We start from the raw sequence: 26,444 nt of genomic DNA on the forward strand, positions 1-26,444 counted from the left end.
GCGGGGGTCAGCCGGTGTGCGCCCCGCGGACCACCAGGTCGTCCAGCAGCTCCCGGGTGGCCTCGGCCACCGCGGCGACCGCCCGGTCGAACACCTCCCGGTTGTGCGCAGCAGGCGCCCGGAACCCGGACACCTTCCGCACGTACTGCAACGCGGCCGCGTGGATGTCGTCCTGGGTGACCTCGGGCATCACCGGAGGCCGCAGGGTCTTGATACTCCGGCACATGCCCCCAGTCTCCCTCACCCCGCCCCCGGGTTCGAGGGCACCCCGCCGGACCCGGCCGGGGCGTTGGGCAGCGAGATCGACGGCAGCTGGGGGGTCGGGTACTCGGCCGAGGCCGCCGAGGAGGAAGCCGCGCTTCTCTGGGCACTCTGGCCCGCGGGCGGGGTCGTGGCCACGGCAGGACTCGTGGCCGGCGGCGAACTCGTGGCCGCGGGAGGACTCGTGGCCGGGGACGCATGCGAGCTCGGGGGCGCGGTCGGGGCCGGGCTCGTGCCCGGCGAGGGCTTGGCGCCGCCCGTCGCGCTCTGACCGGTCGCGCCGGTCGCCGGTCCCGTACCTCCGCCCGCGCTCGGGCTCGCGCCGGGGCTCGGGTGTGCCGTGGTGCCCTGGCCCGGGCTCGCGGGGGCGCTCGGGTGCGAGGGATGCGCGGTGGCCGAGCCGGGAACGTGACTGCCGCCCGCCGGACCGGAGGGGGTGGTGGACACGACGGGGCCCACGGGCTTCGCGAACGACGCCCCGCTGGACGGGTCCACCACCACCAAGTGCGGCAGCGGACTCGCCGCGGGGAGCACGGCGACGACCGTCTGGGGGTGGAACGACGGCCAGGGTGCGCCGCGGTAGCCGGGCTTCGCGGTCAGCGCGGGCGGCAACAGCGGATTGCCGCAGGCGCACCGCACCCGGGGCACCCCGTGCGCGTCGACCAGCACCGCGGTGCCCGCCTGCAGAACGGACTGGAACGCGGTCGCCGTGCCGTTGCTGAAGCCGTGGTTGGTGACCCGGGTGTCGGCCCGCAGCACGACCGGCGTCAGCGCCCTCAGATACGGACCGATCGCCTCCGGCGCGATGCCCTCGACTCCGGCCCAGGAACGGGACTTGGCCGGGTCCGCGGCGAGTAGTCCCTCCAGCTTGGACACATCGCAGCTCTCGGTACCGGCACTGCCGCCGTAGAGCCCGGCCTGGCCGCCCTCGACCGAGAGGCCGGCGCCGGTGCCTGCGCTCACGGAGACGGTGACCGTCGGGGAACCGGCGGCGCCCGACGGCGCGGCGGCCCAGGCCGCCACCGAGTCAGTGAACGGGTCCGGGCCCGCGTCAGACACCGGTTGCAGCACCACCTGCGGGGCGGCGGGCCGCCCCCCGGTGGAGTGGTTGGTCAACGCGAAGGTCACCGCCCCGGCGGCCACCGCCGCCGCAGCCGTCACCAGCGCGATGGTCCGTCCCCGGCGCCAGGCCGGCACGGGCCCGCGCGGCCGGCCGGGACCACCGGGGAAGCCGGCCGGCTGGCGCGGACCCCCGGGTGGCCCCGGCGGCGGTCCCATGGACTCCGCTCCGCCCGTCGGAGCCGCCGCGCTCTCGGTGTCCGAGCGTCCGCCCCCGGCTCCCGAGAGCGGACCGGCCGGAGGCCCCGCGGGCGGTTCGGCCCCGCTCTCCGGGCCCGGGCCGGGACCGGGCGAGCGCGGCGGACCGAACGGGCCCACCCACGTCGGCTCGTGGGGCTCGCCCGGACCGCTCTCCGGCGATCCGCCAGCTCCTGGCCCCGACCCGCCGTAGGGGGGCTCGCCGGCCGAGGACCGGGTCGGCGGGCCGGCGGACGATCCGTCCGGCCGCTCTCCGCTTCGCCGGTCGGGGCGGTCACTTCCCTGGTCGGGACGGTCGTCCCGCCGGCCGGGTCCGTCGTCAGGACCGTCGCCGGAATCGTCCGGGGTTGGCGGCAGAGAAGTCACGCGAAGTCCTCCAGGGCTGGTCTCCCCCGGCTCGCCTCCCCCGTCCGCCCCCCGGGTCTCATTCTCTGCTGGCCCCCTCGGCACCCCGCAACCGCTGGCCGACCGCTCCCGGATCACTCACCGGGAGCAGGACGAGCGCTCGCCGACGCCCGCCCGCTGACCCAAGCTGGAAGCAGACCCACCCCGGGAGACATCCGCCCGTCGGGAGGCAGCGTGCACCCGAGCGACCCGGCCCCGAACGGCGTACCGCCGCGCGACAGCACACCCGCGCACCACGTGCCACCGCGTGACGTACCGCCACGGCCGCCCGGCCGACCCGGAAGCCCGGCACTCCGCGTGCTCAGGCTCTGGGCCGACGCGCTGGCCGCCGCGGTGGCGCCACTCGTGGTCATGGTCGTGGTCGCGGCACTGGGGTTGTGGGCCGCAGGGGCGAACACACTGCCCGAGGGCGCCTTCCCCGCGGTGCTCGCCGCCACCGTGCTGCTGGCCGTCGGAGTGCCGCTCGACCTCACCGGCAACGCCGCCTTCGTCGCCGAGGCCCAGGGCGGGATCACCGGCCTGCCGCTGTCGGTGACCCTCGTCGGGGCGCTGGTGGCGGGTGCCGTCTTCCTCCAGCCACTGCGGCACCGGGCCCTGGTCGGACCCGCCGAACTGGCCGGACGCGCCGCCCGTACGGCGGTGCTCTGGCTGGCGCTGCTGCTCCTGGTCCGGCAGTACGCCCAACACACCTTCACCGTCCCGACCGGCGACTCGCTGCTCGACCAGTTGGGCAGCATCTTCGGCGGCGCGCCCACCGTGGGCTTCCGGGCCTCGCCGGGCGCGACCCTCGGCATCGGGCTGGCCTGGCTCTGCGGGGTCCTGCTGCTGGCCTTCCTGATCTCCCGGCGTGCACCGCTGCCCGCACGCCTGCTACGCATACACACCACCATCCGGCCCGCCGGACACGCCGTGCTGAGCCTGCTGACGGTGTACGTGCTGGTGGGCCTGGTCACCGGTCTGGTCTGCGCCGCCACCGGCGATCACCCCCGGGAGACCTTCGCGGTCCTGCTGCTCGCACTCCCCAACCTCGCCTGGATCGCGCTGGGCGTCGGCATCGGCGGCTCCTGGCACGGCCACTCCGCGGGCACCATCGGCCTGCCCGTCCCGCAACCGCTCGCCTCCGTGCTCCAGGCTTCCCGGAGCCGGGACGTCACCCTCGACCTCTCCTCGCTCGCCCAGCAGGACGGCCGCAGCTGGCTGCTGCTCGCGCTCGCGGTGATCCTGGTCCTGCTCACCGGTCTCGGCGCGGCGCTGCACTCCCCCGAGCGTCCCCCGCTCTGGCGGTGCGCGCTGAACCTGGCCGTCGCCCTGGCCCTCGCGATGCTGGCGATCGGACTGCTCACCACCGTCTCCGCCGAGCTCGGCCTGTCCCTGCTCGGTCTGCACAGTGGCACCGGCAGTCTCCATCTCAGCCCCGACCTGGCGCGCACCGTGGTGCTCGGCGCCCTGTGGGGCGCCGCCGCCGGCCTGCTCGGCGGTCTGCTGGCGCGAAGGGCGCCCCGCCCGCTCCAGCGCTCCTGAACCGCTGACCGTCGCCCCCGGCGCGCCGGAACCCGCTCCCGCACGTCCGATTCCGCTGCCCTGTCGGGGACCCGAGCGCTGTCAGGGTGTCGTCAAGGCGGGCGTACTTCGCGTAGGCCATGCGTCAAGGCCCGGTGCCGACCGGCTGCGTCGGGCATCCACTGGAACGGGCGGGCCGGAGCCGCCGGCGGTACTGCGGTCCGGGCCGCCGTGAGCCCGCAGCCACGTGTGGAAGGAAGCCCTCCGCCATGACCCAGGCCCAGGTCGACCCCGCCGCCCGGACCGCCCGTCGCCGCTCCCCGCACCCGGGTTTGCCGCTCGGCAGCCCATGGCCGGCCTCCGCCCGACCCGGGGCCGGCGGAGAGCTGCTGGTCGGCGGGGTCGGCCTGGCGGAGGCCGCCGACCGGTTCGGCACTCCGCTGTACGTGCTCGACGAGGAGGAGGTGCGCCGGCGTGCCCGGGCATACCGCACCGCCCTCCCGCAGGCGCAGGTGCTGTATGCGGCGAAGGCGTTCCTGTGCAGCGCGATGGCCGACTGGGTGTCCGAGGAGGGGCTCGGTCTGGACGTCTGCTCGGCCGGCGAACTGCGCCTCGCCGCCGCCACCGGTTTCCCGCCGCAGCGGATCCTGCTGCACGGCAACGCCAAGAGCCCCGAGGAACTGCGGCTCGCCCGGCGGATGCGGGTCGGCCGGATCGTCATCGACGGCCTGGCCGAGATCCCCCGGCTGGCCGCCCTCGCCATCGCGGACACGCCGCAGCAGGTGCTGGTCCGGGTCCTGCCGGACATCGCAGCCGGACACCACTCGGCTGTGCGCACCGGGGTGGCCGGGCAGAGGTTCGGGTTCCGGATCGACGGCGGGGACGGGGCCGAGGCGGTCGACCGGGTGCTCGCCCAGCCCAGCCTCCGCCTCACCGGCCTGCACTGCCACCTGGGCTCCCAGATCACCGAGGTCGAGCCCTATCTCGCCGCGCTGGACCGGCTGGTCGGACTGCTGGCGCGAATCCGCGACCGGCACGGCGCCGAACTGCCCGAACTCGACCTCGGCGGCGGCCACGGCGTGCGCTACCGCCCCGGCGACCGGGAACTGGACCTCGCCGACTTCGCCGCCCGGACCACCCGCCACCTCGCCGCCCGCTGTGCCGAGCACGGCCTCTCGGTGCCGCGTCTGATCGTCGAGCCGGGCCGGGCGATCGCCGCGCCGGCCGCCGTGGCCCTGTACCGGGTGCTCTCGGTGAAGCACGGCACCGACGGCCGCACCTTCGCCGCGGTGGACGGCGGGATGAGCGACAACCCTCGCCCGGCCCTGTACGGCTCCCCGTACGCCGTCCGCCTGGTCGGCCGGACCTCCGAGGCCCCGCCCGCCGTCATCGACGTGGTCGGCCGGCACTGCGAGGCCGGCGACGTCCTGGTCCGCGCGGCCGACCTCCCCGCCGACCTGCGCCCGGGCGACCTGCTGGCGGTTCCGGCCGCCGGTGCCTACCAGCTCTCGATGGCCTCCGGCTACAACCTGGTCGGCCGACCGGCGGTGGCCGCGGTCAGCGGCGGGCGGGCCCGACTGCTGATCCGCCGGGAGACCGTCGGGGACTTCCAGGCCCGCGAGGTGGGTCGCTGAACGCGACCGGACGCCCGAAGGAGCCGGGTGCGCCACGGCTCGCGATCACTGCGGGGGGCTGAAGACCGGCCTGGCCCAGGCGGGCGGCAGTGGGACGGGCGCGGGCTCGGGCAGGGTGGTGATGACCGGGACAGCGGCCCGGTCCCCCCTCTCGGCGGCCGCCCGAAGCGCCGCCACGAAGCCCAGACAGCTGTCGTAGCGCTCCTCGGGTGTCTTGGCGAGGGCCCTCGCGAGTACCGGGTCCAGCGCACGGGGCAGGTCGGGCCGCCGCGAGGTGAGCAGCGGCGCGGGATCGTGCAGATGCGCCCAGAGCAGCGCGAGGTCGTCGTCGCGCCGGAACGGCGGCGCGCCGGTCAGCGCCTCGAAGACCACGCAGCCCAGGCTGTAGAGGTCGCATCGCCCGTCCACCGGACGGCCGCTGATCTGCTCGGGGGCGACGTAGTCGAGGGTGCCGACGAACTGGCCGACACTGGTCAGCCCGCTGAGCGAGAGCGACTTCTTGGTGAGGCCGAAGTCGGTCAGGTAGGCGTGTTCGGGCCGTTCGGCGTCGGGCCCTTCGGCGATCAGTATGTTGCCGGGTTTGACGTCGCGGTGGACCAGGTCGTGGGCGTGCGCGGCGTCCAGCGCGGAGGCGATCTGGGCCGTGATCCGGGCCGTCTGCGGGACGGAGAGCCGGCCCTGGCGGTCCAGCAGGGCGCGCAGGTCGCGGCCGGCCACGTAGCGCATGGCGATGTAGAGCACGCCGTTCGCCTCGCCCGCCTCGTAGACGGGGACGATGTGCGGGTGGTCGATGGCGGCGGCGGCCCGTGACTCCCGGGCGAAGCGCTGCCGGAAGACGTCGTTGCGGGCCAGTTCGGGGGCGAGCAGCTTGATCGCGACCGGGCGGCCGAGGCGCAGGTCCTCCGCCTGGTAGACCACCGCCATGCCACCCCGGCCGATCCGCCGGCCGAGCCGGTACCCGGCGAGCCGGTGCCCGGTCAGGTCCTCGTACGCCGCGGTGCTCACCGGCTTCCCCTATCCCGGGGAGGGCGGCTCGACCGCGGCGTAGGTCTGCAGCCGGGTGCCGTCGCAGTAGTACCAGCGGCCGTCGTCGAGGTCGAGCAGCCAGGCGGACGGGCCGTCGATCACCACGCCGATCCGCAGCTCGCCGGACCGGCGGCGGAAGGTGTCCAGGTCGAGTTCGCCGGCGGCCAGCCGCTCCACCAGCTCGCGGTAGGCGGCGAGCGAGCGGGCCAGTGCGTCGAGCAGCGGCCGGGGGTCCCCGGTGGTGCCGAGCGGGCGGCCGGTTCCCGGCGGGCGGTGCGGGAGGGTGACCAGCAGCCGGCCGTCCACCCAGGCGCTCCAGCCGTTGGCGCAGACGATCCGGGCCCAGTCGCCGCTGGTGTCGGCGAGGCGGACGGGGAGTAGCGGGTCCAGCCGGGCGCTGGGCCTCGAGGCGTCGGGCCCGGCCCAGGTCGGCAGCCCGTCCTCGGGGACGACGTGGGTGGGCCTGAACCGGTGTGCGTCGTGGTCCGGACCGGTGCGGTGGTACGTGGTGCTCATCGGCGCCTCCTGTGGGCCGTCCGGCTAGCGCCGCATGATCGCGGGTTCCTGCCGCCGCAGCAGCCGCCCGACCAGGAGGCCGAAGATCAGCGAGAGCACCAGCAGCATTCCCAGGTCGAGCAGCCAGATGTCCGGGCTGTGGGCGAAGAGCGGGTCGGCGGTCAGGGCGCCGGGGACGATGTGGTGCATGTCGACGGTGGCGGACATTGCGGCGAACGCCCAGCGGGAGGGCACCAGCCAGGAGAGCTGGTTGAGCACCGGGACGGTGTGCAGCTCGAGCAGTGCGCCGCAGAAGACCACCTGGACGATGGCGACCAGCACCAGCAGCGGCATGGTCACCTCTTCCCGGCGGACCAGGGAAGAGATCACCAGGCCGAGCATCATGGCGGTGAAGGAGAGCAGCGCGGCAGCGATGGTGATCTCGGCGAGCGGTGGCAGTAGGACGCCGCTGCCGCCCTGCGGGCGCACCCGTACCCCGGCCAGGGCGACCAGGGTGAGCACCACGGACTGGACCACGGTGACGGTGCCGAGCACCGCGATCTTCGAACAGATGTACGCCGATCTGGACAGGCCGACGGCGCGTTCGCGCTGGTAGATGGCGCGTTCCTTGACGAGTTCGCGCACCGCGTTGGCCGCTCCGGTGAGCACCGCGCCGACGCAGAGGATCAGCAGGGCGCTGGTGGCGGTGGCCGGGGTGAGCCGGCTGCCCGCCAGAGCGCGGGCCATGGCGCCCATCACGAACGGCAGCGCGATCATGACGCCCAGGAAGGTCCGGTCGGTGGACAGGGCCGCGCCGTAGCGGCGGACCAGGGTGCCGAGCTGGGAGCGCCAGCCCTGCGGTGGCGGGGGCGCCGCCATCGACTCGGGGTGCGGCTCCGCCTTGCGCGGCCGGTTCATCGCGGCGGCGATGTAGCGGCGGTAGGCGCTGGATTCACGGTACTGGCCGGCCCAGTCACGGTCGGCCTCGGTCTCGAACGCCTCGAATGCCTCGGGCCAGTGCTGGTGGCCGAGGAAGTCCAGGGCCTCGGCTGGCGGGCCGTAGTAGGCGATCCGCCCGCCGGGGGCGAGTAGCAGCAGCCGGTCGCAGAGGCCCAGGCTGAGCACACTGTGGGTGACCACGATCACGGTGCGGCCGTCGTCGGCGAGCTCGCGCAACATCTGCATCACGGAGCGGTCCATACCGGGGTCGAGGCCCGAGGTGGGCTCGTCCAGAAAGAGCAGCGAGGGCTTGGTCAGCAGTTCCAGGGCGACGCTGACCCGCTTGCGCTGGCCGCCGGAGAGGCTGGCGATCACCTGGTCGGCCCGTTCACCCAGACCCAGTTCGGCGATCACCTTCTCGATCCGGGCCTCGCGCTCGGCGGGGTCGGTGTCGCCGGGGAAGCGCAACTCGGCGGCGTAGCCCAGGGCGCGCCGCACGGTGAGCTGGGTGTGCAGGATGTCGTCCTGCGGGACCAGGCCGATCCGGCTGCGCAGTTCGGCGTAGTCGTGGTAGAGGTCGCGGCCGTCGTAGCGGACGGTGCCGTGGTCGGCCGGGCGCAGCCCGGTGAGCGCGTTCAGCAGGGTCGACTTGCCGGAACCGCTGGGTCCGGCGACGGCCAACAGGCAGTCCTGGCCGACCGGGAAGCTGATGTGGTCGAGCAGCTGCCGGCCGCCGGCGACGGTGACCACCAGGTCCTCCACGTTGAGGTCGATGTCGCCGGTGTCGACGAACTCCTGGAGCTCGTCACCGACCAGACAGAGCATCGCGTGGCCGATGCCGATCAGGTCGCCGGACCCGACCTCGGCCCGGTGGACCGGCATGCCGTTGAGGTAGGTGCCGTTGTGGCTGTCGAGGTCGACGATCTCGTAACGGCCGTCGGGGGTGGCGTGCAGTTCGGCGTGGTGGCGGGAGACCGAGAGGTCGGGGACGACCAGGTCGTTGTCGCTCTCCCGCCCGATCCGGACGATCCGGACGGGCAGCTGCCGTACGACGGTGGGGGGCCGGGTGGAGCCGGTGATGGTGGAGAGTCCGGAGACAGCCGGGGCGGGTACGGCCCGCAGGACGGCCGTCGGTCCGTCCTCGGGGCTGCCGAAGCGCAGCGTGGTACCGGGCCCGACGTCGAGGTGCCGGACCCGGCGGCCGTCGGTGAAGGTGCCGTTGGTGCTGTCGGTGTCGTCGAGCGTCCAGTGGCCGTCATCGGTGTGGATCACCGCATGGTGCCAGGAGACCCTGGGGTCGTCGAGGACGATCTCTCCGGCGGGGTCGCGCCCGACGTGGTACTCACGGCTCGGGCTGATCACCTGCCAGTCGTCTGCGGTCTCCAGGACCAGCTGCGGCGCCGTGGACGCGACGGGTCGCTGTCCCATGCTCCCGATGCTAGACCTCCGTCCGGGTGGCCGCCGCTGGGCCGCCCGAGTGCCGCGGAGCGGGCCGTTCGGATCAGGGAGCACCTCGTTCGGGCGAGGCAGTGGGTGGTGTCGCTGCGGGGTGGCGAACCGCGTACCGGGGGAAGATAGGGCCATGAGCGAGCAGCAGCAGGGTCAGTCGCCGGCGGGCAGCACCGTCTCCTGGGCCACCTGGACCACCCAGGGGATCCTCTCCGGGCGGGGCGGGGTGCTCACCAAGGAGATCGGTGCGATCAGCGGAGACCTCACGGTGCACACCATGTGGATCGACGGGGAGGCCCGGCTGACGGTGCAGTACTCGGGCGCACTGGACTGGTTCACGGTCGAGGGCAGCCCGGTGCCGGCCACGGACGAGCGGACGGCGCGGGACGTCCACCAGGCGATGGTGAACGCGGTGAAGGCCGGGGGCGGGGCGCAGGCTCCGCAGTAGCGGTGCGCCGGGCCAGCGTCTGTCCGTCGGGTTCGGTGGCCGGTTCGGCGCGGGCCGGAAAGAAATCCTCGTCGAGGGGTGAGACTTTTCGGCGGGTCGGCGCGTAGAAGTTACCGGTGCCCGGTTCCCCGGGCGCCGGATCGGTGTGAAACGGACCGAACGGTCCCGCGATCATCTGACTGTCCGTCGGATGGTAGTTTTCGCCTCACGAAAAGCGGGGGCTTTCGGCCGTTCCGTACCGGTCTGTGGGGGCCTTGGATTCGCCGTGCCCAGCTTCGGTGCGGTGCGTCCGGGCTGCGCCTCGCCGTACCCGACGTATGGAGCGATCTTGCCTCTGCCCGCACGCCTGCACCGCCGCACGCTGCCGCTGGCCGCTGTGGCCCTCGCCGCCTCCGTGCTGGCCGGTTCCGCCCAGGCGGACACGCCTTCCCCGGCCGACCCGACGCTGGCGGCCGACCTCGACGCGATCCTCGCCAACCCCGTGATGGCGGGCGCCGAGACCGCCGTCCAGGTGGTCGACCTCAGCTCCGGCCAGGTGGTCTACCAGCACCAGGCCGACGCCTACCTCACCCCGGCGTCCACCATGAAGACCATCACCTCGGCCGCCGCGCTCGACCTGCTCGGCCCCGACTACAAGTTCACCACCGAGGTACGCACGGCCGGCACCCGCAAGGGTTCCGTGCTCAACGGCGACCTGGTGCTGCGCGGCGGCGGCGACCCCAGCCTGCTGCCGCAGGACCTGGACGACCTGGCCGCCAAGGTGGCTGCCGCCGGTGTCACCGAGGTCAAGGGCCGACTGCTGGCCGACGGCAGCCGGTACGACAACGTCCCGTTCGGCCCGGGCTGGGCCTGGGACGACGAGCCGTACTCCTACAGCCCGCAGATCTCCGGTCTGACCGTCGCCACCGACAACGAGTACGTGATGGACACCGTCAAGGTGACCGTCACCCCCGGCAAGGAGGGCGAGGCGGCCAAGGTCGACCTCTACCCGGCCGAGGCGCCGCTGAAGTTCAACGGCAAGATCACCACCGGCGCGGCCGGCAGCGCGCAGAGCGCGAACGTCGAGCGCCAGCGCGGCGTCAACGTGCTGAACCTGACCGGCAGCGTCCCGGCCGGCGGCTCCCCCGCGAGCTTCATCGCCACCGTCGAGGACCCGGCCCGTTACACCGGCCAGGTCTTCGCGGGCGCGCTGGCCCGGCACGGCGTCAAGGTCGGCAAGGGCGTGGCGGCCGCGACCGGCCAGGAGACCTCCACCGCGCTGGCCTCGCACGACTCGCACCCACTGGCCGAGCTGATGCCGCCGCTGTTGAAGCTCAGCAACAACGGCATCGCCGAGCACCTGACCAAGGAGATGGGCAAGGTCAAGGGCGGTGCCGGCACCTGGACCGCCGGTGTGAACCAGATCGGCGCCTTCCTCAAGGCCAACGGCCTGTCCAACCCGGCCGGCCGCCAGGTGGACGGCTCCGGTCTCTCCCGCTACGACCTGGTCACCGCGGGCAAGATGACCGGTCTGCTCAAGGTCGCCGCGGACAAGCCGTGGTTCAAGAGCTGGTACGAGGCGCTGCCGATCGCCGGCAACCCCGCCCGGATGGTCGGCGGCACCCTGGCGACCCGGATGGTGGGTACGCCCGCGGCCAACAACGTGCACGCCAAGACCGGTTCGATGAGCGGCGTGGACAACATCTCCGGCTACGCGACCGCGCCCGACGGCCGCAAGCTGGCGTTCACCGTGATGGTGAACAACTACGCGGGCGCCCGTCCGCGTGCCGCCCTGGACGCGGTAGCCGTCCGCCTCGCCGCCGGTCCGGCCAAGACCCCGGCCGCCAAGGTGGCGCCGCGCAACGCGCCCGCCCTCATGGCGCCTTCGGGCGATCTCCCCGCCGCCCCCGCCACCCGCTGGGACGACTGCGAGACCATCGGCCGTTGCTGACGCATTCGGTCAACCGGTGTGCCCGCTGAGGGAGTTGGCGCGCCGGACGAGAACAGCGCACCCGGGCCCGGTCGGCACTCGCCGGCCGGGCCCGGTCCGTTGGCGTCCCTCGGGCGGCCGGCGCTCCGGGAACAGCCGTCGTCGTCGGGCGGACTCACGGTGCACGCCGGCAGGCCCGCCCCTCGGCCCGTCCACCGGGCCGAGGGGGCGAGCTGCGATCACGTGGTCCGCGCCCGTCTGTTCACTCCTCGTCGCGCCGACGGGCCGACTCGGCGGCCTCGGCCGCGACCGAACCCGCGTGGACCAGCCGGTGGCCCAGTTCGATCAGGGCGCGGCCCGCGGCGAGTTCGTCGCCGATGACGGTGGCGGGTGGGTCATGGGCGCTGCGTCGGGCCTCGGCGTCGGCTTCCAGGATGTTCTGGCCGGTGTCCAGTTCGAGGTGGGCCTGGGTGAGGTCGCCGTCCTCGGTCAGCCTCAGGCGCATGCTCCACTCGGTGGTGTGCGGCGGTGCCTGCCGCTCGGCCCGGTCGCCGCTCACCGCCGGGTGTCTTCCGTCGGCTCGTCGAGGCGGTCGCCCTCGGCCTGCGACTCCTCCCACGCGTGCGCGGTCTGGTACGAGGTGATGCCCTCCTCCGGGTCCAGTGCCCGGATGTCCTCGCGCTCTTCCGTGGACTTGTCTGGGAACTTCTCCTGCATGTCGGCCATCGCGGGCTCCCTCTGCTCGAACCCGGCACCCCCCGACTGCACGCCGCGGCGCGCGGCCGACCGGGCAGCACGTGGCTCTTCTGCTACCAGCCTGCCCCTACCGCGCCGTACAGGCCACTCACCCTCCGCCCCCGGTGCCGGGATCCAGCTCGGCGAGCAGCGCGGGGTTGACGAGCTCGACGATCACCCGGACGTCCGCCGCGGCCACCGCCGGCCAGAGGACCTCGCGGGCCGCGCGGTAGCGGGCGGCGAGGCGCTCGCGGTCGGGAGCGGGCAGCCGCTCGGCGCGGGCCGGGACCGAGTTGTGCGCATTGTCGGCGATCTTGAGCAGGGTGGCCGAATAGTCGGTGGTGATCTGCCGGAGCATGGCCTGGTAGGCCGCACCGGGGGCCTTGGTCACCCGGCGGACGGTCTCGACCACGCCGAACGGCACGCCGGCGCACAGCAGGTCGTCGGCGCCGAGGTCGGTGTCCTCCAGGACGTCGTGCAGCAGACCCGCCATCTGCAGGCCGACACCGAACGGGGCGAGCCCGGCTGAGACCGCACGCAGATGCCCGAGGTAGGGTTCGCCGATCCTGTCCAGCTGCCCGGCGTGCGCGTCGGCTGCCAGGGCCTCGACCTCGGCAAGGGTCAGCACGGGCACGGCGGTTCCTCCGGGGGAGCAATCGGCGATCAGTTGACTTGCAATATAGTCGAGTTGTCGAATCAGGAGAGGAACCGCCGGGTCGTGCAGGTGAGACCGATCTCCCCCGAACGTCTGATCGACCTGCTCGCCGAGCGGATCGACACCCACCCGGCCGGGACGGACGGCCGCAGGCTGCGGATCGCCATCGACGGAGCGCCGGCAGCCCGTCCCGGCGAGCTGGCCGACTCCCTGGTCGAACCGCTGCGGCTGCGCGGCCGCCCGGTGCTCCGGGTCTCGGCCGGTGACTTCCTCCGCCCGGCCTCGCTGCGCCTGGAGTACGGCCGCCACGACCCGGACGCCTACCACGACCTCTGGCTGGACGACGGCGCACTCCTGCGCGAGGTGCTCGATCCGCTGGAGCCCGGCGGGAGCGCACGCGTCCTTCCCTCGCTCCGGGACGCCGCCACTGACCGGTCCACCCGCGCGCCGTACACCGAACTCCCGCCCGGCGGCGTGCTGTTGCTGGACGGAGCGCTGCTCATCGGCCGCTGGCTGCCGTTCGAGCTGACGGTGCACCTCGCGCTCACCCCGGCCGCGCTGGCCCGCCGGACTCTGCCGCAGGAGCGGTGGACGCTCCCGGCCTTCGCCCGCTACGAGGCCGAGACCGGCCCGTCCGAACTGGCCGACCTCACGGTGCGCGCCGACGACCCGCGCCATCCGGCACTCGTACTGCCCTGACGCCGCCGCCCGGTCAGCCTGCCGGGGAGGGGCCGCGCTGGCAGCGCGGGCACCAGAAGGCCGGCCGGTCGCGGCCCCGGTCCGATGCGTGCGGGGCGGTGCGGATCGGCGTACCGCAGCGCAGACAGGGACGGCGGGCGCGGCCGTAGACGAAGTTCCGGCGGTCGGGGCGCGCCTCGCCGGTGGTGGGATGGCCCGGCCGGAGCCTGTTGGCCTCCAGGAGTTGGTGGGCGCGGGCGAGCACCCGGTCCAGGACGGCAACCCCGCCGAGCGGGGTCCAGGGGGTGACCCCGGCCAGGAAGCAGAGCTCGTTGGCGTAGACGTTCCCGATGCCGGCCAGCTTCCGCTGGTCCAATAGTGCCTCGGCGAGCGGGAGTTCGGGCTGCTCGCCGAGCCTGCGCAGCGCCTCGGCGAGATCCCAGTCCGGCCCGAGCAGATCGGGGCCGAGGTGTCCGACGACGCGCTGTTCCTCGGCGGTACGCAGCAGTTCGACGACCGGGAGCCGGTACCCGACGGCGGTGTGCTCGTCCGTCGCGAGGACGGCGCGGATCTGGTGGGCGGGGCCTCCGTGCCAGCGTTCGCCGGTCCGGTAGAGCTCCCAGCTGCCGTCCATCCGCAGGTGGGTGTGCAGGGTGAGGCCGCCGTCGAAGCGAATCAGCAGGTGCTTGCCGCGCGGGACGACCTCCAGCACCCGCCGCCCGCGCAGGTCTGCGGTGGCGTGGGCCGGCACCCGCAGGTCCGCACCCGTCAGCAGCCGGCCGGCCAGGGCCTGGCGCAGCCGGGTGGCGGTTCGGTAGACGGTGTCTCCTTCGGGCACAGGTTCCATGATGCCGTGCGCCCGGGCGCACACCGACCGGGTGCCGCCCGCGCGGCTGCCGGGTGTGCCGAGTGTTACGAAGCCCTGACGTCCGGCCGGGGCACAGGGACGGGGGCGGGCCGGACGGCTAGCTTCGCCGGCATGGAGATTCTGGTCACCGGCGGTGCCGGGTTCATCGGGTCGGCGGTGGTGGCGCGGCTCGTCGCGGCCGGCCACGCGGTACGGGTGCTGGACGCGCTGCTGCCCGCCGTGCATCCGTCCGGGCGGGAGCCGGCGTGGCCGGCCGGGGTGGAGTTCGTCCGGGGCGACGTGCGCGACCGGGCGGTGGTGGAGCGGGCGCTGTCCGGCGTGGACGCGGTCTGCCACCAAGCGGCGGTGGTGGGCCTCGGGCTCGACCTGGACGACGCGCCCGACTACGTGAGCTGCAACGACCTCGGCACGGCCGTGCTGCTGGCGGCGATGGCACGCGGCGGGGTACGGGATCTGGTGCTGGCCGGGTCGATGGTGGTGTACGGCGAGGGGCGCTACCGCTGCGCCGTGCACGGGGACGTGGCACCGGGCCCACGGCGGATCGCCGACCTGGACGCGGGGAGCTTCGAGCCGCCGTGCCCGCACTGCGGCCGGCCGCTGGCACCGGGCCTGGTCGGCGAGGAGGCGCCGACGGATCCGCGCAACGTGTACGCGGCGACCAAGCTGGCTCAGGAGCATCTGGCGGCAGCCTGGGCGCGCGCCTGCGGTGGCCGTGTTCTCACGCTCCGCTACCACAACGTGTACGGGCCGGGGATGCCCCGCGACACACCGTACGCGGGGGTCGCCTCGCTGTTCCGCTCGGCGCTGGCCAGGGGCGAGGCTCCCCGGGTGTTCGAGGACGGCGCCCAGCGGCGCGACTTCGTCCACGTCGCCGACGTGGCCTCGGCCAACCTCGCGGCGCTGGCGGCGGTCGGCGACCGCCCGGCGGGCAGCGCCCGGGTGTTCAACGTCGGCAGCGGCGCCGTTCACACGGTCGGCGAGATGGCCGAGGCGCTGGCCACGGCCTACGGCGGCCCGCGCCCGGTGGTGACCGGCGAGTACCGGCTGGGCGACGTCCGGCACGTGACGGCGGACTCGACCCGCCTCCGGGACGAACTCGGCTGGCGGCCGACGGTCGGCTTCGCGGACGGCATGGCGCGGTTCGCGGCTGCGCCGCTGCGGGGGCGGTGAGCCCTGCTCGGCGCCCGTCCTCGCGGCACGGCCCGTCCCTTCGCCGTCGCGGACCGGTGGAGGTGCCGCCGCCCCGCGGCTCGACGGTGGTGCCGCCACCGGGTCGGATCATCAGTCCAGACTGCACAGCAAGACTGGACAGTTTGGCCTGAAGGTTTTAGCGTGGAGGCATGGAACAGAGCAGCGGGAACATCTCCGAATCGGCCGCCCGCGCGGCAGGAGAGCTGCGCGTGGTGTTCACCAGACTGCGCCGACGGCTCTGGGAGGTCGCCGACACCCAGGACCTCACGCCCTCCCAGCTGTCCGCGCTCAGCCGGCTGTCCAAGGACGGGCCGATGTCGGCCAGCGAACTGGCGGCCGCCGAGCGGGTCCGGCCTCAGTCGACGGCGGCCACCCTCGCGGTGCTCGACCAGCGCGGACTGATCCAGCGGCACCCCGACCCGGAGGACGGCCGCCGCCAGCTGGTCACCCTCACCGAGCTCGGCCGCGAGTACGTCGCGGGCAGCCGGCAGGCCCGGGAGGAGTGGCTGGCACGGGCGCTCCAGGACCACTGCACGGAGGACGAGCGCCGCACCGTGATCGAGGCACTGACCCTGCTGGATCGGCTCGCCCAGTCATGACCTCGCTCACCGCGCGCCTGAGCCGATCGCTGCGCCGCCCTCCGGAGGACGGCGGGCGGGAGACCCGGCAGGACCGGCCCGAGGGCTTCAACCGCAAGCTGATCGCCCCGATGCTCCTCGGTTCGGTGCTGAACCCGGTCAACTCCTCGATGATCGCGGTGGCCCTGATACCGATCGGGACCGCCTTCGGGATGCCCCCGTCGCAGACCGCATGGCTGGTCTCCGCGCTCTACCTGGCCACCGCCGTCGGCCAGCCCGTGGTCGGGCGGCTGGTGGACACCTACGGACCCCGCCGCCTCTATCTGATCGGGACGTCGCTGGTGGGGATCGCCGGACTCCTCGGCGCCCTGGCCCCCTCACTCGGCTTCCTGATCGCCGCCCGGGTACTGCTCGGCTTCGGCACCTCGGCCGCCTACCCGGCCTCGATGCACCTCACCCGCAGCGAAGCCAGACGCACCGGCGGGGACAGCCCGGCCGGCGTGCTGACCGCGCTCGCGATCGCCAACCAGACCGTCGCCGTCATCGGCCCCACCCTCGGCGGACTGCTGATCGGCGCGGGCGGCTGGCGCACCATGTTCACGGTCAACATCCCGCTGTCGCTGGCCTGCCTGGTCCTCGGCACCCTGCGCCTGCCGCGGCACCCCGCCCCGGACCGTGAACAGACCTCCGCCACCGGCCGGGTGGACCTCGCGGGCATGGCGCTGTTCGCGGCGATGCTCGTCTCGCTGATGCTGTTCCTGATGAGCCCCCGGCTCGCCCGCTGGTACCTTCCGGTGCTCGCCGCCGTCGCCACCACCGGCTTCGCGGTACGGGAGCTTCGCGTACCGGAACCGTTCATCGACCTGCGGGTGCTCGGCGGCAACGGACCCATGCTGGCCACCTTCGTCCGCCAACTGCTGAGCTACACCGCGGCGTATGCGTTCATGTACGGCTTCACCCCCTGGCTGGAGGAGGGCCGGGGACTGAACGCGTCGGTCGCCGGACTCGTCCTGCTGCCGCTGTCGCTGAGTGCACTGCTGGTCTCCGGCGCCACCGGCCGCCGCAGCGAGATCCGGGGCAAGCTCGTGGCCGGCGGTCTCTTCCAGATCGCTGCCTGCGCCGCGCTGTTGCTGGTCGACTCGGGGAGCTCCCTCTGGCTGCTCGTCGCCGTCGGCGTGCTCATGGGCATCCCCCAGGGCCTGAACGGCCTCGCCAACCAGAACGCCCTCTACCACCAGGCGGATCCCGCCCGGATCGGCTCCGCCGCCGGGCTGCTGCGCACCTTCATGTACCTCGGTGCCATGACCGCCTCGGCCGCCACCGCCGCCTTCTTCGGCGAGGGCGCCCGGACGGGCGGGCTGCACGGGCTGGCGCTGTTCATGCTCGCCGGTGCCGTCCTGCTGCTGGCCGTGACCCTGCTGGACCGCTCACTGCACCGGGTCGGCCTGGTGACGGCGCGAGCGCGGGCGTAGGTCCGAGCGTGGGCGCCGACTCAGGCACGGCGGTCAACACGAGCACCTGCACCGCCACCTGTCACGAACTCCCTTTTCCGTACGGATCGTTCACCTATGAAAGGGCACACCCATGGCTCTCACCGCACTCGACCCGAGCACCGCGCTGGTCCTCATCGACCTGCAGCACGGGATCACCGCTCTGCCGACCGTCCCGTACACCACTCCCGAGGTGGTGGCCCGCTCGGTCGAACTGGCCGACGCCTTCCGCGCCCACGGCGCTCCGGTCGTCCTGGTACGGGTGACCGCCGCCGCCGACGGCTCGGACGCCGTACCCGGCCGCACCGAAGCCCCGCGCCACTCCGGCGGCCTGCCCGAGGGCTGGGACGTCATCGTCGGCGACCTGGCCGGCCACCCCGGGGACATCACCGTGACCAAGCGCAACTGGGGTGCGTTCCACGGCACCGACCTCGACCTGCAGCTACGCCGCCGCGGTGTCACCCAGATCGTGCTGGCCGGCATCGCCACCAGCATCGGCGTGGAATCCACCGCCCGGGCCGCGCACGAACACGCCTACCACGTCACCCTGGCGACCGACGCGATGGCCGACATGGATCTGGAGGCGCACCGCAACTCCGTCGAGCGGATCTTCCCCCGGCTCGGCGAGACCGGTACCACCGCCGAGATCCTGGAGCTGCTGGCCAAGACCCGCGCCTGACCTCGCCCCGCAAACCGCCGCTGCCGCCGCATCCGCCGGGCCGCCGACTCCGGTCCGGCGGATGCGGCGGCCCCACGCGAGCCGGGAACGGCTGGACACGGCCGGGTACGGCCACCACGCTAGGGCCCCGGTCGGGTCATCCGAGGTCGGGTCATCCAGGGATGAACATGCAGCCCAGCAGCCCCGCCTGCCTCTCCACTGCCGCGTGCCACAGGGGCACAACGCCGTCCAGCATCGTCGCAGCCTCCCCCGGGTCACCGTCGCCGCTGTCGCACAGCCACTCCACCGCGCGCTGTCGGGCCTCGCGGCGCTGCTCCGCCGTCAGCTCCAGCGCCGCGACCACGTCCGGCAGGGTCTCGCGCACCTGCTGCGAGGTCAGGACCATGTCACCGAACCAGCCCGGCAGCAGGGCGAACCGGCGTGGCCCCAGGCCGTGGGCCAGCGCGGCCACCGGGAATCCCTTCCGGCAGCCCGGGGCGAGCGCCAGGTGCCGCCAGTCGGCGGGGATCCGGTCCAGGGCCGCGTAGATCTCCTCGCAGTGCTCGTCCAACGGGCAGGCGCTGGAAAGCTCCTGGAACGCCTCGCTGTCGGCGTCCAGCGCCATCGACGGCCCCGACCCGCGACGGCGCAGCGCACGCAGGCCGCCGACCCGCTCGGGTGCGGCGCTCCAGCGCCGCCACAGCTCCTGGGTGCGGGCGAGCTCGCGCTGCCCGTCGATGTGCGGCCCCAGCACGGGCGCCACGTCGTCCACCACCTCGTCCGGCACCGCCGCCAGGACCCACATCCCGAGAAAACTCACCGCACCTCCCGGCCCTCCGTCATCGGGAACGCTAGCGGGCGGCACCGACACCAGCGGCGGCGCCCGGTCGCCAGCCCGGTCCACCGCCGCACGCCCCGACCCGTCCTGCCACACCAACTCCTTTGCACACCAGCCTGGTTGGGATCTGCCGCCAGGACTCCCGCCTCATTGGCGGGCTGTTCGCGACGGCCAGGATCCGCACTGTCACCGAACGGCTGACGGTGCGGAAGAATGGTCCGGAACAGCACGGACGGGAGGAGTCGGCATGACGAGCGAGGGCCGGCCGGTCACCTTGCAGGGGCTGGCCGACGAACTGGGAGTGCACGTCTCCACGGTCTCGCGGGTGTTGAACGGCCGCGACGGGGAGCCGGGCCGCGCGGCGTCGGGTGACACGGCGCGCCGGATCCGGGAGTTGGCCGATCTTCGCGGGTACCGGCGCAACCCGTACGCCGCCAGCCTCCGCACCCGGCGCAGCAACCTGGTCGGGGTGCTCGTCCCCCGGCTGTCGGAGCTGGTGATGGCCACCGTCTACGAGGGCGTGGAGGAGGAGGCGACGGCACACGGCCTGTCCACGTTCGTCACCAACACCTACGACGATCCGGCGGTGCAGCGCGAGCGGATCGCCATGGTGCTGGCCCGGCGGGTGGACGGGCTGGTGATCGGTGACGCCCATCTGGACGGTGCGGTGCTGGACGACCCGGCACTGCGCGGCACTTCGCTGGTGCTGGTCAACCGGCGGGACGGGCGCGCCGCGCACCCGGCGGTGACCTGTGACGACGTGTTCGGCGGGCGGCTGGTCGCGGAGCACTTCCTGGCGCTCGGGCACCGGGACGTGGCCGTGGTGGCCGGTCCTCCGTTCGCGAGCACCGGCGTGGACCGGACCGCCGGATTCGTCGAGCGCTACCGGGAGGCAGGACTGCCGCTGCCTCCGCACCGGATCCGGCTGTCGGGGTTCGACACCGCGGGCGGTCGGCAGGCCGCCGAGGAACTGCTGCGCGGCCCCGACCGCCCGACGGCTCTCTTCGCGGTGAACGACTTCGCGGCGATCGGTGCCGCCGGAGCCGCCCGCGACCTGGGCCTGCGGCTGGGCACGGACCTGGCCTTGGCGGGCTTCAACGACATTGCGCTCGCCGCCGAATTGCCGGTGTCGCTGACCAGCGTCCGGTCGCCGTCCGCGGAGCTGGGCCGGCTGGCGATGCGGCAGTTGCTGTGCCTGATCGACGGGAAGCCGGCCGAGTCGCAGCAGTTGCGGCCGGTGCTGATGGCCAGGGCCTCGACGGGTGCGCCGGTCGGGCCGCCGCTCGGCTGAGCGGCGGCCCGACCGGACGCGGCACGACGGGAACGGCGACTACGGGAACGACCGCTTGAGGGCCGTTCGCATCACGCCGGCACTACCCGGCGCCACCCGGCCCTTCAACGACGGTTGAACCAGGCCGCCGCGTCAGCCGAGGCGAACTGCCGGATCACGGCGGCCCCGACGGCGATACCCACGAGCGAAGGCATCGCGCCACCCGAGAACAGGGCGATCAGCGAGCTGAGGATACCGACCGCTTCGAGCCCGATGACGGTCGGCCGGACCCAGGCCGCCCGCCGCACCACCAGCACGCCGCACACGGCTAACAGCAGGCCGATCACCACCGAGACGACACCGATGGTGCGCAGCAGGCCGCTGCCGTACCGCTCCCCGACGCCGTGCTCGTCGAACGTGGCCGCGCTACTGAACAGCACCCAGCCGACCAGCAGATTGACGACCGCCTGGAACCAGATCACCCCCGTCGCGATCTTGAGTCCTCGTGGCATCCGCCCGGCCGTCCCGGGTCCCGCCGCCGTCTGTTCCGCCATTCCGACCTCCGTGAAGGACTGGTTCGTCACAGGCGCACGCGGGCCCTCCGGGTCGTGACACCCGGCCTCCTCCGAGAAGGCCTCGGCGCGCGCGTGTCGCCGATTATGTCCTACCCAAACCATTGCACCAATCGTTTGGGTAAAACTGCGTCAGGCAATCTCAGCCCGATGGCACCGGCGACCCAGCACCGAACGTCCGCCCCGCCACGAGCTGCGGAGGCAAGCGTTCCTCGGCGCCGCGATGCGCGAACCGAGGCTCGACAAGGACCGTCCGCACCGGCACAGTTGCAACCTGGCGCGGTATCAACTGCGGTCACCCGAAGACATGCTCGCGGCTTCGCCCCCGCGCTGTGGGTGGTACCTGATCGAACCAGGTCACCTGAGACTGCAGGCGAATCGGACCTGTCGCGCCGTACGGCATCGATCCCGCCGCAGCGGAACGGCTGGAGACGGGTGCGGGATGGGCTTGGCGGTGGACTGCGACGTGGAAGACGGCGGGGCGGAGGTGATCTGTCCGGCTCAGGATCTGGCCGGAGCCCTTGACCGGGCCCCGGCCGGCCTCCCAGACCGCGGACTTGCACGACCTTTCTGACACGCTCAGGCGGGCTGGCCGGGTTCTACATCGGGTGGCGGAGTTTCTTCAGGAGAGTTGAGCGCGGTTGGCCGCGCTGAGGGCGGCGAGGGCGGTCAGTGTCGGGTGGTAGGCGCGGTCGAAGAAGTCCGCCTCCGGGGCGAAGTGGGCGCCGGGGACGATGCAGCCGGTCGCGAGGGCGGTCCGGGAGAGGGTGTTGAGCACCTGCTGATGGTGCGGATTGAGGGGCAGGCCACACCAGAGGGCGGCTGCGGTCAGTTCTGCGGCGACGTCGAGATCGCCCAACTGTAGGCGGGCGGCCGCGGCGGGGCCGAGGGTGTGGGTGAGCCAGGCGGCGTGACGGGCGGGCCAGGGTGGGGTGCGGTGACCGAAGCGGGTGGCGAGGAAGCAGGCGTGGGTGACGTCGTAGAGGGCTGGGCGGGCTGCGGCACCGAGGGCGGGGGCGGACGGGTATCGGCGCATCAACGCCTCAAGCCTTCGTGTCATTTGCGGGCCGTAGTCGCGGATACCGGCGAGGTCGGTCGCGATGGCGTGGTCCAGATCGGGGCCGGGATTGCTGCGGGGCGGCATCGCGAAAACGGATCTGACGATGTCGTGCGACCTGAACCGGCGGCCGGTGATGCGCTCGATGGCAATGAAGACGAGCAGTGCCGCTTTGAAATTATGGCTTTCAGCTGCTCCGGATGCGATTATCCCGGGAAGCGCCTGGTCGGCGGGGAGAAGCAGCTCCCGACATTTCTCGGAGACGAGGCGAGCCCAGGTGCCGTTAGCTGGCGGACGCGGGCCCGTTACTCCGAACAGGACGATGGATAGTTCGCAGGCCGGCCGGATCTTGATGGACCATTCTGCAGCTGAGCCAGCGATCCCGGATGGGAAGAAGTGGCCAAGGTGTGACTCAATCCATTCACACAGTGCCTGCTCGGCTTCGATCTGAGCCAACGGGACCCTGCGCTTCCTTCAAAGTGGGGACTCAGGGGCTGATACCTCGACCTTCGACACCGGGAACGGTTTCCTGTGACTTTCCCTCGATTGGCGGAGTTACGGGGAAGGCGACATGGGCAATGATTAGTGATTAGCATACGAATCTACTCTGCCACAAATTGGCGGAAAGGCGGTTGATCAGCCATGGGGAACCAGACTGGCGAGGCTACGGCGACCGAGCGGAGCTGCCCGGTGTATGTGGTCAACAACACCGGAGGCACCCTGAGCGAGATCACCTTTACTCACCGGTACGACGGTGACTACAAGGTGAGCAAAACCTTCACAAATCTCGCGAACGGCAGCAAGGAGTACGCGTTCGACGCGAAGTACCGTACGGGATTCGTGACGACAGGGCACGACTACTGGTGGGTGAGCTTCAAGGCCGACGGCCATGTGTTCGCCTGCAAGGACAACTTCTACTGCTACCTGATGGCAGATGACGACGGCAAGGACGTGCTACTTAAGGTCACGATGAACAATTTCCATGTCGCCTGTCCGGTGTCGACCAGCTGCGACGTGGCCATCAACCAGGTCGGCTAGAGCCGGCTGCGAGCAAGGCGGCGCCACGGGCCGACCCGGTGGCGCCGCCTTGTTCGGTGTTTCGGCGGCAGAGACGGGGTGTCGTGTCGTCGCTTCGGTGGAGGTTCCGGGATGCCGTCGGTGATGGGGTTGCTGGAGGAGCGTGAACGCGCCGCTCGGCGGCGGGTGGAGACCCTTCAGGCCGAGCTGCGGCAGGCGGAAGCCGGTTGGAGCGGTTCGTGATCGCCCGTGAGGCGGTGGCCGAGGTCCTGGCTGAACCTCGCCGACAGCCGCTGCCGGGCCCGCTTCGACAGGCCATGGGCGAGCGCTCTCCCCGGCACGATCATTTCGGGTGTCCATCGAGGCCGTCCTGCGACCGTCACCCACTCCTGCGGGCCGTACCGGACGGTGCACTAGCCACGCCCGAGCAGCCAGCCCGCCACCGAGAGCGTCCCCATCGACAGCAGGGTCGAGAACATCACCGAGTCACGGGCCAGGGCGGCGTTCAGGCCGTACTCGCGGGCGTAGATGAAGACGTTCTGCGCGGTGGGCAGCGCGGAGCAGACCACCACCGCCAGCAGCTGGTGCGGGGGGAGGTGCAGCACCAGGCTGCCCACGGCGAGCGCGACCAGCGGTTGTACCAGCGTCTTGGTGGCGACGGTGAGACCCAGTTCGGCGCGCTGCGCCGAACTGCCGGCCGGCCGCCGGGCGTGCAGCGACATCCCGAGGGTAATCAGCGCGGTCGGCACGCCCGCGCTGCCCAGGACGTCGCAGGAGTGCCCCAGGGTGGGCGGCAGATGCCAGCCGGCGGCGGAGGCGAGCGCCCCGAGCCCGGCGGCCAGGACGATCGGATTGCGCAGCGGCACCGCCAGCAGCCGGGACGCCCGTCCGACCCGTTCCCCTGCGGCGTCACCGCCCTCGCCGGCGGCACCACCGCCCTTGCCGGCCCCGGCATCCAGCAACGTCAGGACCACCGGGGTGACCACCAGCACCTGGAAGACCAGCACCGGCGCGATGAACGAGGCGTCACCCAGCACCTGCAGGGCCACCGGGATACCCAGGTTCGCGGAGTTGACGTACCCGGACGCCATCCCCGCTATGGTCAGGTCGGCCAGACCCCGGCCGAACCACCACCGGGCGGCGGCGGCCCCGAGCAGCGAGGCCACGGCGGTTCCGGCCACGAAGGCGAGCATGGACGTGTTCGCGAAGCTGTCCAGCGGCGTCCGGGAGATCATCGTGAACAGCGCGGCGGGCATGGCCACGTGGAAGACGAAGCGACCGAGTACAACCTCCGCCTGCTCTCCCAACAGGCCCGTGCGGCCTACCAGATAGCCGACGGCGGTCAGTGACCAGATGGGGACGAAGGCGGCGAGCAGGGGGTGCAGGGTGTGCATGGATCCTCGACTGGTCCTGGGCGGTCTGCTCGATCCGGTAGATCTGCTCGATCGCTCTCTCGGGTGCTGCAGATGCCCGGGATCTCCGGGCTCTCCGGCCGCTCCGCAGTCAATCAGGCCCCGCCGACCGCCGTTCAACCGGCTGTCGCCACGCCGAACTCCATGGCTGACACATCGTCAGGCCCACGGTGTCGTCGGGGCGTTCTCTCGGCACGACCGGAACGGCCGGCGGGGATCGACCGCCACCGGGCCGCGCCCCCGGGCGGGTACGGTGAGCAGGTGAGCGAAGCATCCCGGACCGAGACCGACGACCAGGGCACCGCCGTACGACTCGGGCCGGTACGGCAGGTGGTGTCGCTGGTGCCCTCGCTGACCGAGGCCCTGGCCGCCACCGGGCCGGGGCTGCTGGTCGGTGCGACCGAGTGGTGCACCCACCCGGCCGGGCTCGCGGTGGAACGGATCGGCGGCACCAAGAATCCGGACGTGGCACGCATCATCGAACTGGGACCGGACCTGGTGGTGGCCAACGAGGAGGAGAACCGCGCGCCCGATCTGGCGGCGCTGCGGGCCGCCGGGATCCCGGTCTGGGTGACCGAGGTCCGTACCCTGCCGCAAGCGCTGTCCTCGCTGGACCGGCTGCTCACCGTCGCCTGCCGACTGCCGCACCCCGCCTGGCTGGACGCGGCCGGGGCGGCCTGGGAGGCGGTGGAGGAGCCGCTGACGCGCCTGCGGGCCGTGGTGCCCGTCTGGCGGCGGCCCTGGATGGTGCTCGGCCGGGACACCTTCGCCGGGGACCTGCTGCGCCGGCTCGGTGTGGACGTCATCCACGCCGACCACGCGGAGCGCTACCCCGCCATCCCCATCGCCGAGTTGCTGGCCGCCGGCCCCCAACTCGCCGTACTGCCCGACGAACCGTACCGCTTCACCGCCACCGACGGCCCCGAAGCCTTCCCGGGCACCCCGTGCGCCCTGGTCAGCGGCCGCCATCTCACCTGGTACGGCCCCTCACTGGCCGAGGCGCCCGCCGTCCTCACCGCCCAACTCCGCACCGCACCGGGGGGACGCCCCTGCCCGGACCGCGAGGCGTAGCGACACCAAGCCCACGGGCGCCGCCACCGCGCCCATCGGGACTCACGACGACCGGCAACCGAACCTGTTGTCGTCACGGCCGGTCGGATCGAATCAAGAACCCATAAGACACAAGTCAGCAGGCTGATCCCATGAGGACGAAATCTCGCTATAGCCGCAGCCAAAAGTTCATTCGCTTCAGCCGCGCCCCGATCGAACGATCGCACACCAATCACATCCACATCTCCGTGGAAGTCGTGCCCGATGCCCGCCCGCGCGGCAGGACCGAGTCGGTAGCGAACTCTTACGTCCGCCTGACACCAGGGCGGAGAGGATAGGAGCGCAGCCCATGTGCAGGTCGCGATGGCCACTTGACCGCAGGCCGGGACCGAAGCGGGCAGGACGGCTGCCGTACGGCCCCGCGTGCACCATCCAGGCAGGCCGCGGGCGGAACGATCACCACCCGCCGCCCGGCTCTCTCGAAAGGCAGCTCATGAACCCGTCGTCTCCGGCGCGCGAGACGCCCAACGCACCCACCGGGGACGGCAGGTCTGCGTCAGGCTCGTTCAAAGGCACCCCTCCGTCGGCTCGCCGGCCCGCTCGTGCCGTGTCCCTGCCCGACGACGGCGTGCCCGCCCGACTGCCCTTCCGCCCGACCATCCGGATCAGGCTCACCCTGCTCTACGGCGGGATGTTCCTGATGGCGGGCGTGGTTCTGCTGGTGCTGATGTACTTCTTCGTGCGCCAGGCCATGCGCGACGCCGCGCTGCCGCCCATGACGATCGGCCCGGGTGTGCAGATCGTCACCCCGGACGGCTACACCGTCTCGAACGGCAACTTCAACCAGTGGCTCGATCACTACGAGGCCACCCGCATCGACGCGGCCCTGAACACCCTGCTGCGCAAGTCGCTCACGGTGCTGGTGTGCCTGGCGGTGATCGCCTTCATGGTCGGTTACGCGATGGCCGGCCGGGTATTGCGTCCGCTGGGGC

Annotated in this window: 25 protein-coding genes and 1 pseudogene; 13 read left to right on the forward strand and 13 right to left on the reverse strand. The window is 72.8% G+C overall.

Translation table 11 applies throughout. The annotated features are described in order from the left end of the window. Nucleotides 1-7: 7 nt before the first annotated feature. Nucleotides 8-226 (reverse strand): DUF2277 domain-containing protein, encoded by a 219-nt coding sequence (locus tag ABD369_RS11240; RefSeq protein WP_344636165.1) that lies wholly within the window; start codon nucleotides 224-226, stop codon nucleotides 8-10. Between the two features lie 14 nt (nucleotides 227-240). Beyond that, nucleotides 241-1,422, reverse strand: coding sequence for a DUF6777 domain-containing protein (locus ABD369_RS11245; RefSeq protein WP_344636166.1), 1,182 nt, complete (start codon nucleotides 1,420-1,422; stop codon nucleotides 241-243). Nucleotides 1,423-2,280: 858 nt separating this feature from the next. Between ABD369_RS11245 and ABD369_RS11250 the strand changes: the two genes are divergently transcribed. Beyond that, nucleotides 2,281-3,504: a streptophobe family protein gene (locus ABD369_RS11250; protein WP_344636167.1), complete on the forward strand. Its 1,224-nt coding sequence runs from the start codon at nucleotides 2,281-2,283 to the stop codon at nucleotides 3,502-3,504. A 248-nt stretch (nucleotides 3,505-3,752) separates the two neighbouring features. After that, the gene (gene lysA, locus ABD369_RS11255) at nucleotides 3,753-5,117 is read left to right on the forward strand and encodes a diaminopimelate decarboxylase (RefSeq protein ID WP_344636168.1); all 1,365 of its coding nucleotides are present in this window, start codon (nucleotides 3,753-3,755) and stop codon (nucleotides 5,115-5,117) included. A gap of 45 nt (nucleotides 5,118-5,162) precedes the next feature. On the opposite strand, the gene ABD369_RS11260 is transcribed toward lysA, so the two are convergent. Genes ABD369_RS11260 through ABD369_RS11270 form a run of 3 tightly spaced genes read right to left on the reverse strand, consistent with a single transcriptional unit; the run spans nucleotide 5,163 to nucleotide 9,005 of the window. Continuing rightward, nucleotides 5,163-6,122 (reverse strand): serine/threonine-protein kinase, encoded by a 960-nt coding sequence (locus ABD369_RS11260; RefSeq protein WP_344636169.1) that lies wholly within the window; start codon nucleotides 6,120-6,122, stop codon nucleotides 5,163-5,165. Nucleotides 6,123-6,131: 9 nt separating this feature from the next. After that, nucleotides 6,132-6,659 (reverse strand): hypothetical protein, encoded by a 528-nt coding sequence (locus ABD369_RS11265; protein WP_344636170.1) that lies wholly within the window; start codon nucleotides 6,657-6,659, stop codon nucleotides 6,132-6,134. A gap of 24 nt (nucleotides 6,660-6,683) precedes the next feature. Beyond that, entirely contained in the window at nucleotides 6,684-9,005 is a 2,322-nt protein-coding gene (locus tag ABD369_RS11270) for an FHA domain-containing protein (RefSeq protein ID WP_344636171.1), read from the reverse strand. A gap of 154 nt (nucleotides 9,006-9,159) precedes the next feature. Between ABD369_RS11270 and ABD369_RS11275 the strand changes: the two genes are divergently transcribed. Further along, nucleotides 9,160-9,474 carry a hypothetical protein gene (locus ABD369_RS11275; protein ID WP_344636172.1) on the forward strand — a complete coding sequence of 105 codons (315 nt, stop codon included), beginning with the start codon at nucleotides 9,160-9,162 and terminating at the stop codon, nucleotides 9,472-9,474. A 328-nt stretch (nucleotides 9,475-9,802) separates the two neighbouring features. After that, nucleotides 9,803-11,404: a D-alanyl-D-alanine carboxypeptidase/D-alanyl-D-alanine endopeptidase gene (gene dacB, locus ABD369_RS11280; protein ID WP_344636173.1), complete on the forward strand. Its 1,602-nt coding sequence runs from the start codon at nucleotides 9,803-9,805 to the stop codon at nucleotides 11,402-11,404. Nucleotides 11,405-11,645: 241 nt separating this feature from the next. Here the strand turns inward: dacB and ABD369_RS11285 are convergent, their stop codons facing one another. From ABD369_RS11285 to ABD369_RS11295, 3 genes are all read right to left on the reverse strand, one after another. After that, nucleotides 11,646-11,942, reverse strand: coding sequence for a dsRBD fold-containing protein (locus tag ABD369_RS11285; protein WP_344636174.1), 297 nt, complete (start codon nucleotides 11,940-11,942; stop codon nucleotides 11,646-11,648). Then, a complete protein-coding gene (locus tag ABD369_RS11290) occupies nucleotides 11,939-12,109 on the reverse strand; it encodes a hypothetical protein (RefSeq protein ID WP_344636175.1) in 171 nt (56 codons plus the stop codon). Before ABD369_RS11290 ends, ABD369_RS11285 begins: the two co-directional genes overlap by 4 nt. A gap of 118 nt (nucleotides 12,110-12,227) precedes the next feature. Further along, complete coding sequence (locus ABD369_RS11295; protein ID WP_344636176.1) at nucleotides 12,228-12,752, reverse strand: phosphohydrolase; 525 nt, start codon at nucleotides 12,750-12,752, stop codon at nucleotides 12,228-12,230. An 84-nt stretch (nucleotides 12,753-12,836) separates the two neighbouring features. Between ABD369_RS11295 and ABD369_RS11300 the strand changes: the two genes are divergently transcribed. Further along, on the forward strand, nucleotides 12,837-13,472 hold the full coding sequence (locus ABD369_RS11300; protein WP_344636177.1) for a nucleoside/nucleotide kinase family protein: 636 nt from the start codon (nucleotides 12,837-12,839) through the stop codon (nucleotides 13,470-13,472). Nucleotides 13,473-13,485: 13 nt separating this feature from the next. Here the strand turns inward: ABD369_RS11300 and ABD369_RS11305 are convergent, their stop codons facing one another. Further along, nucleotides 13,486-14,289, reverse strand: coding sequence for a DNA-formamidopyrimidine glycosylase family protein (locus tag ABD369_RS11305; protein WP_344636178.1), 804 nt, complete (start codon nucleotides 14,287-14,289; stop codon nucleotides 13,486-13,488). A gap of 141 nt (nucleotides 14,290-14,430) precedes the next feature. On the opposite strand from ABD369_RS11305, the gene ABD369_RS11310 reads away from it, so the two are divergent. The 4 genes from ABD369_RS11310 (at nucleotide 14,431) to ABD369_RS11325 (ending at nucleotide 18,257) form a co-directional block, all read left to right on the forward strand. Next, a complete protein-coding gene (locus tag ABD369_RS11310) occupies nucleotides 14,431-15,489 on the forward strand; it encodes an NAD-dependent epimerase/dehydratase family protein (protein ID WP_344636179.1) in 1,059 nt (352 codons plus the stop codon). A 170-nt stretch (nucleotides 15,490-15,659) separates the two neighbouring features. Further along, complete coding sequence (locus ABD369_RS11315; RefSeq protein ID WP_344636180.1) at nucleotides 15,660-16,109, forward strand: MarR family winged helix-turn-helix transcriptional regulator; 450 nt, start codon at nucleotides 15,660-15,662, stop codon at nucleotides 16,107-16,109. Then, nucleotides 16,106-17,560, forward strand: a complete 1,455-nt coding sequence (locus ABD369_RS11320; RefSeq protein WP_344636181.1) for an MFS transporter — start codon at nucleotides 16,106-16,108, stop codon at nucleotides 17,558-17,560. Before ABD369_RS11315 ends, ABD369_RS11320 begins: the two co-directional genes overlap by 4 nt. Nucleotides 17,561-17,672: 112 nt before the next feature. After that, nucleotides 17,673-18,257 (forward strand): hydrolase, encoded by a 585-nt coding sequence (locus tag ABD369_RS11325; protein ID WP_344636182.1) that lies wholly within the window; start codon nucleotides 17,673-17,675, stop codon nucleotides 18,255-18,257. A 151-nt stretch (nucleotides 18,258-18,408) separates the two neighbouring features. Here ABD369_RS11325 and ABD369_RS11330 read toward each other — a convergent pair whose 3' ends face one another. After that, nucleotides 18,409-19,056: a hypothetical protein gene (locus tag ABD369_RS11330; RefSeq protein WP_344636183.1), complete on the reverse strand. Its 648-nt coding sequence runs from the start codon at nucleotides 19,054-19,056 to the stop codon at nucleotides 18,409-18,411. 265 nt (nucleotides 19,057-19,321) lie between these two features. Here ABD369_RS11330 and ABD369_RS11335 point away from each other — a divergent pair, with 265 nt between their 5' ends. Then, complete coding sequence (locus ABD369_RS11335) at nucleotides 19,322-20,365, forward strand: LacI family DNA-binding transcriptional regulator (RefSeq protein ID WP_344636184.1); 1,044 nt, start codon at nucleotides 19,322-19,324, stop codon at nucleotides 20,363-20,365. 104 nt (nucleotides 20,366-20,469) lie between these two features. On the opposite strand, the gene ABD369_RS11340 is transcribed toward ABD369_RS11335, so the two are convergent. Continuing rightward, complete coding sequence (locus tag ABD369_RS11340; protein ID WP_344636185.1) at nucleotides 20,470-20,898, reverse strand: hypothetical protein; 429 nt, start codon at nucleotides 20,896-20,898, stop codon at nucleotides 20,470-20,472. Nucleotides 20,899-21,538: 640 nt separating this feature from the next. Continuing rightward, the gene (locus ABD369_RS11345; RefSeq protein WP_344636186.1) at nucleotides 21,539-22,429 is read right to left on the reverse strand and encodes a DUF6895 family protein; all 891 of its coding nucleotides are present in this window, start codon (nucleotides 22,427-22,429) and stop codon (nucleotides 21,539-21,541) included. Between the two features lie 186 nt (nucleotides 22,430-22,615). Between ABD369_RS11345 and ABD369_RS11350 the strand changes: the two genes are divergently transcribed. After that, entirely contained in the window at nucleotides 22,616-23,011 is a 396-nt protein-coding gene (locus tag ABD369_RS11350) for a hypothetical protein (protein WP_344636187.1), read from the forward strand. A gap of 392 nt (nucleotides 23,012-23,403) precedes the next feature. Here ABD369_RS11350 and ABD369_RS11355 read toward each other — a convergent pair whose 3' ends face one another. Further along, on the reverse strand, nucleotides 23,404-24,384 hold the full coding sequence (locus ABD369_RS11355) for an AEC family transporter (protein ID WP_344636188.1): 981 nt from the start codon (nucleotides 24,382-24,384) through the stop codon (nucleotides 23,404-23,406). A 279-nt stretch (nucleotides 24,385-24,663) separates the two neighbouring features. On the opposite strand from ABD369_RS11355, the gene ABD369_RS11360 reads away from it, so the two are divergent. Next, nucleotides 24,664-25,473: a helical backbone metal receptor gene (locus tag ABD369_RS11360; RefSeq protein WP_425557584.1), complete on the forward strand. Its 810-nt coding sequence runs from the start codon at nucleotides 24,664-24,666 to the stop codon at nucleotides 25,471-25,473. Between the two features lie 586 nt (nucleotides 25,474-26,059). Continuing rightward, nucleotides 26,060-26,444: pseudogene (locus ABD369_RS11365) on the forward strand (two-component sensor histidine kinase); the annotation flags it as partial.

Source organism: Kitasatospora cystarginea, from assembly GCF_039533515.1.
Classification (GTDB): Bacteria; Actinomycetota; Actinomycetes; order Streptomycetales; family Streptomycetaceae; genus Kitasatospora; species Kitasatospora cystarginea.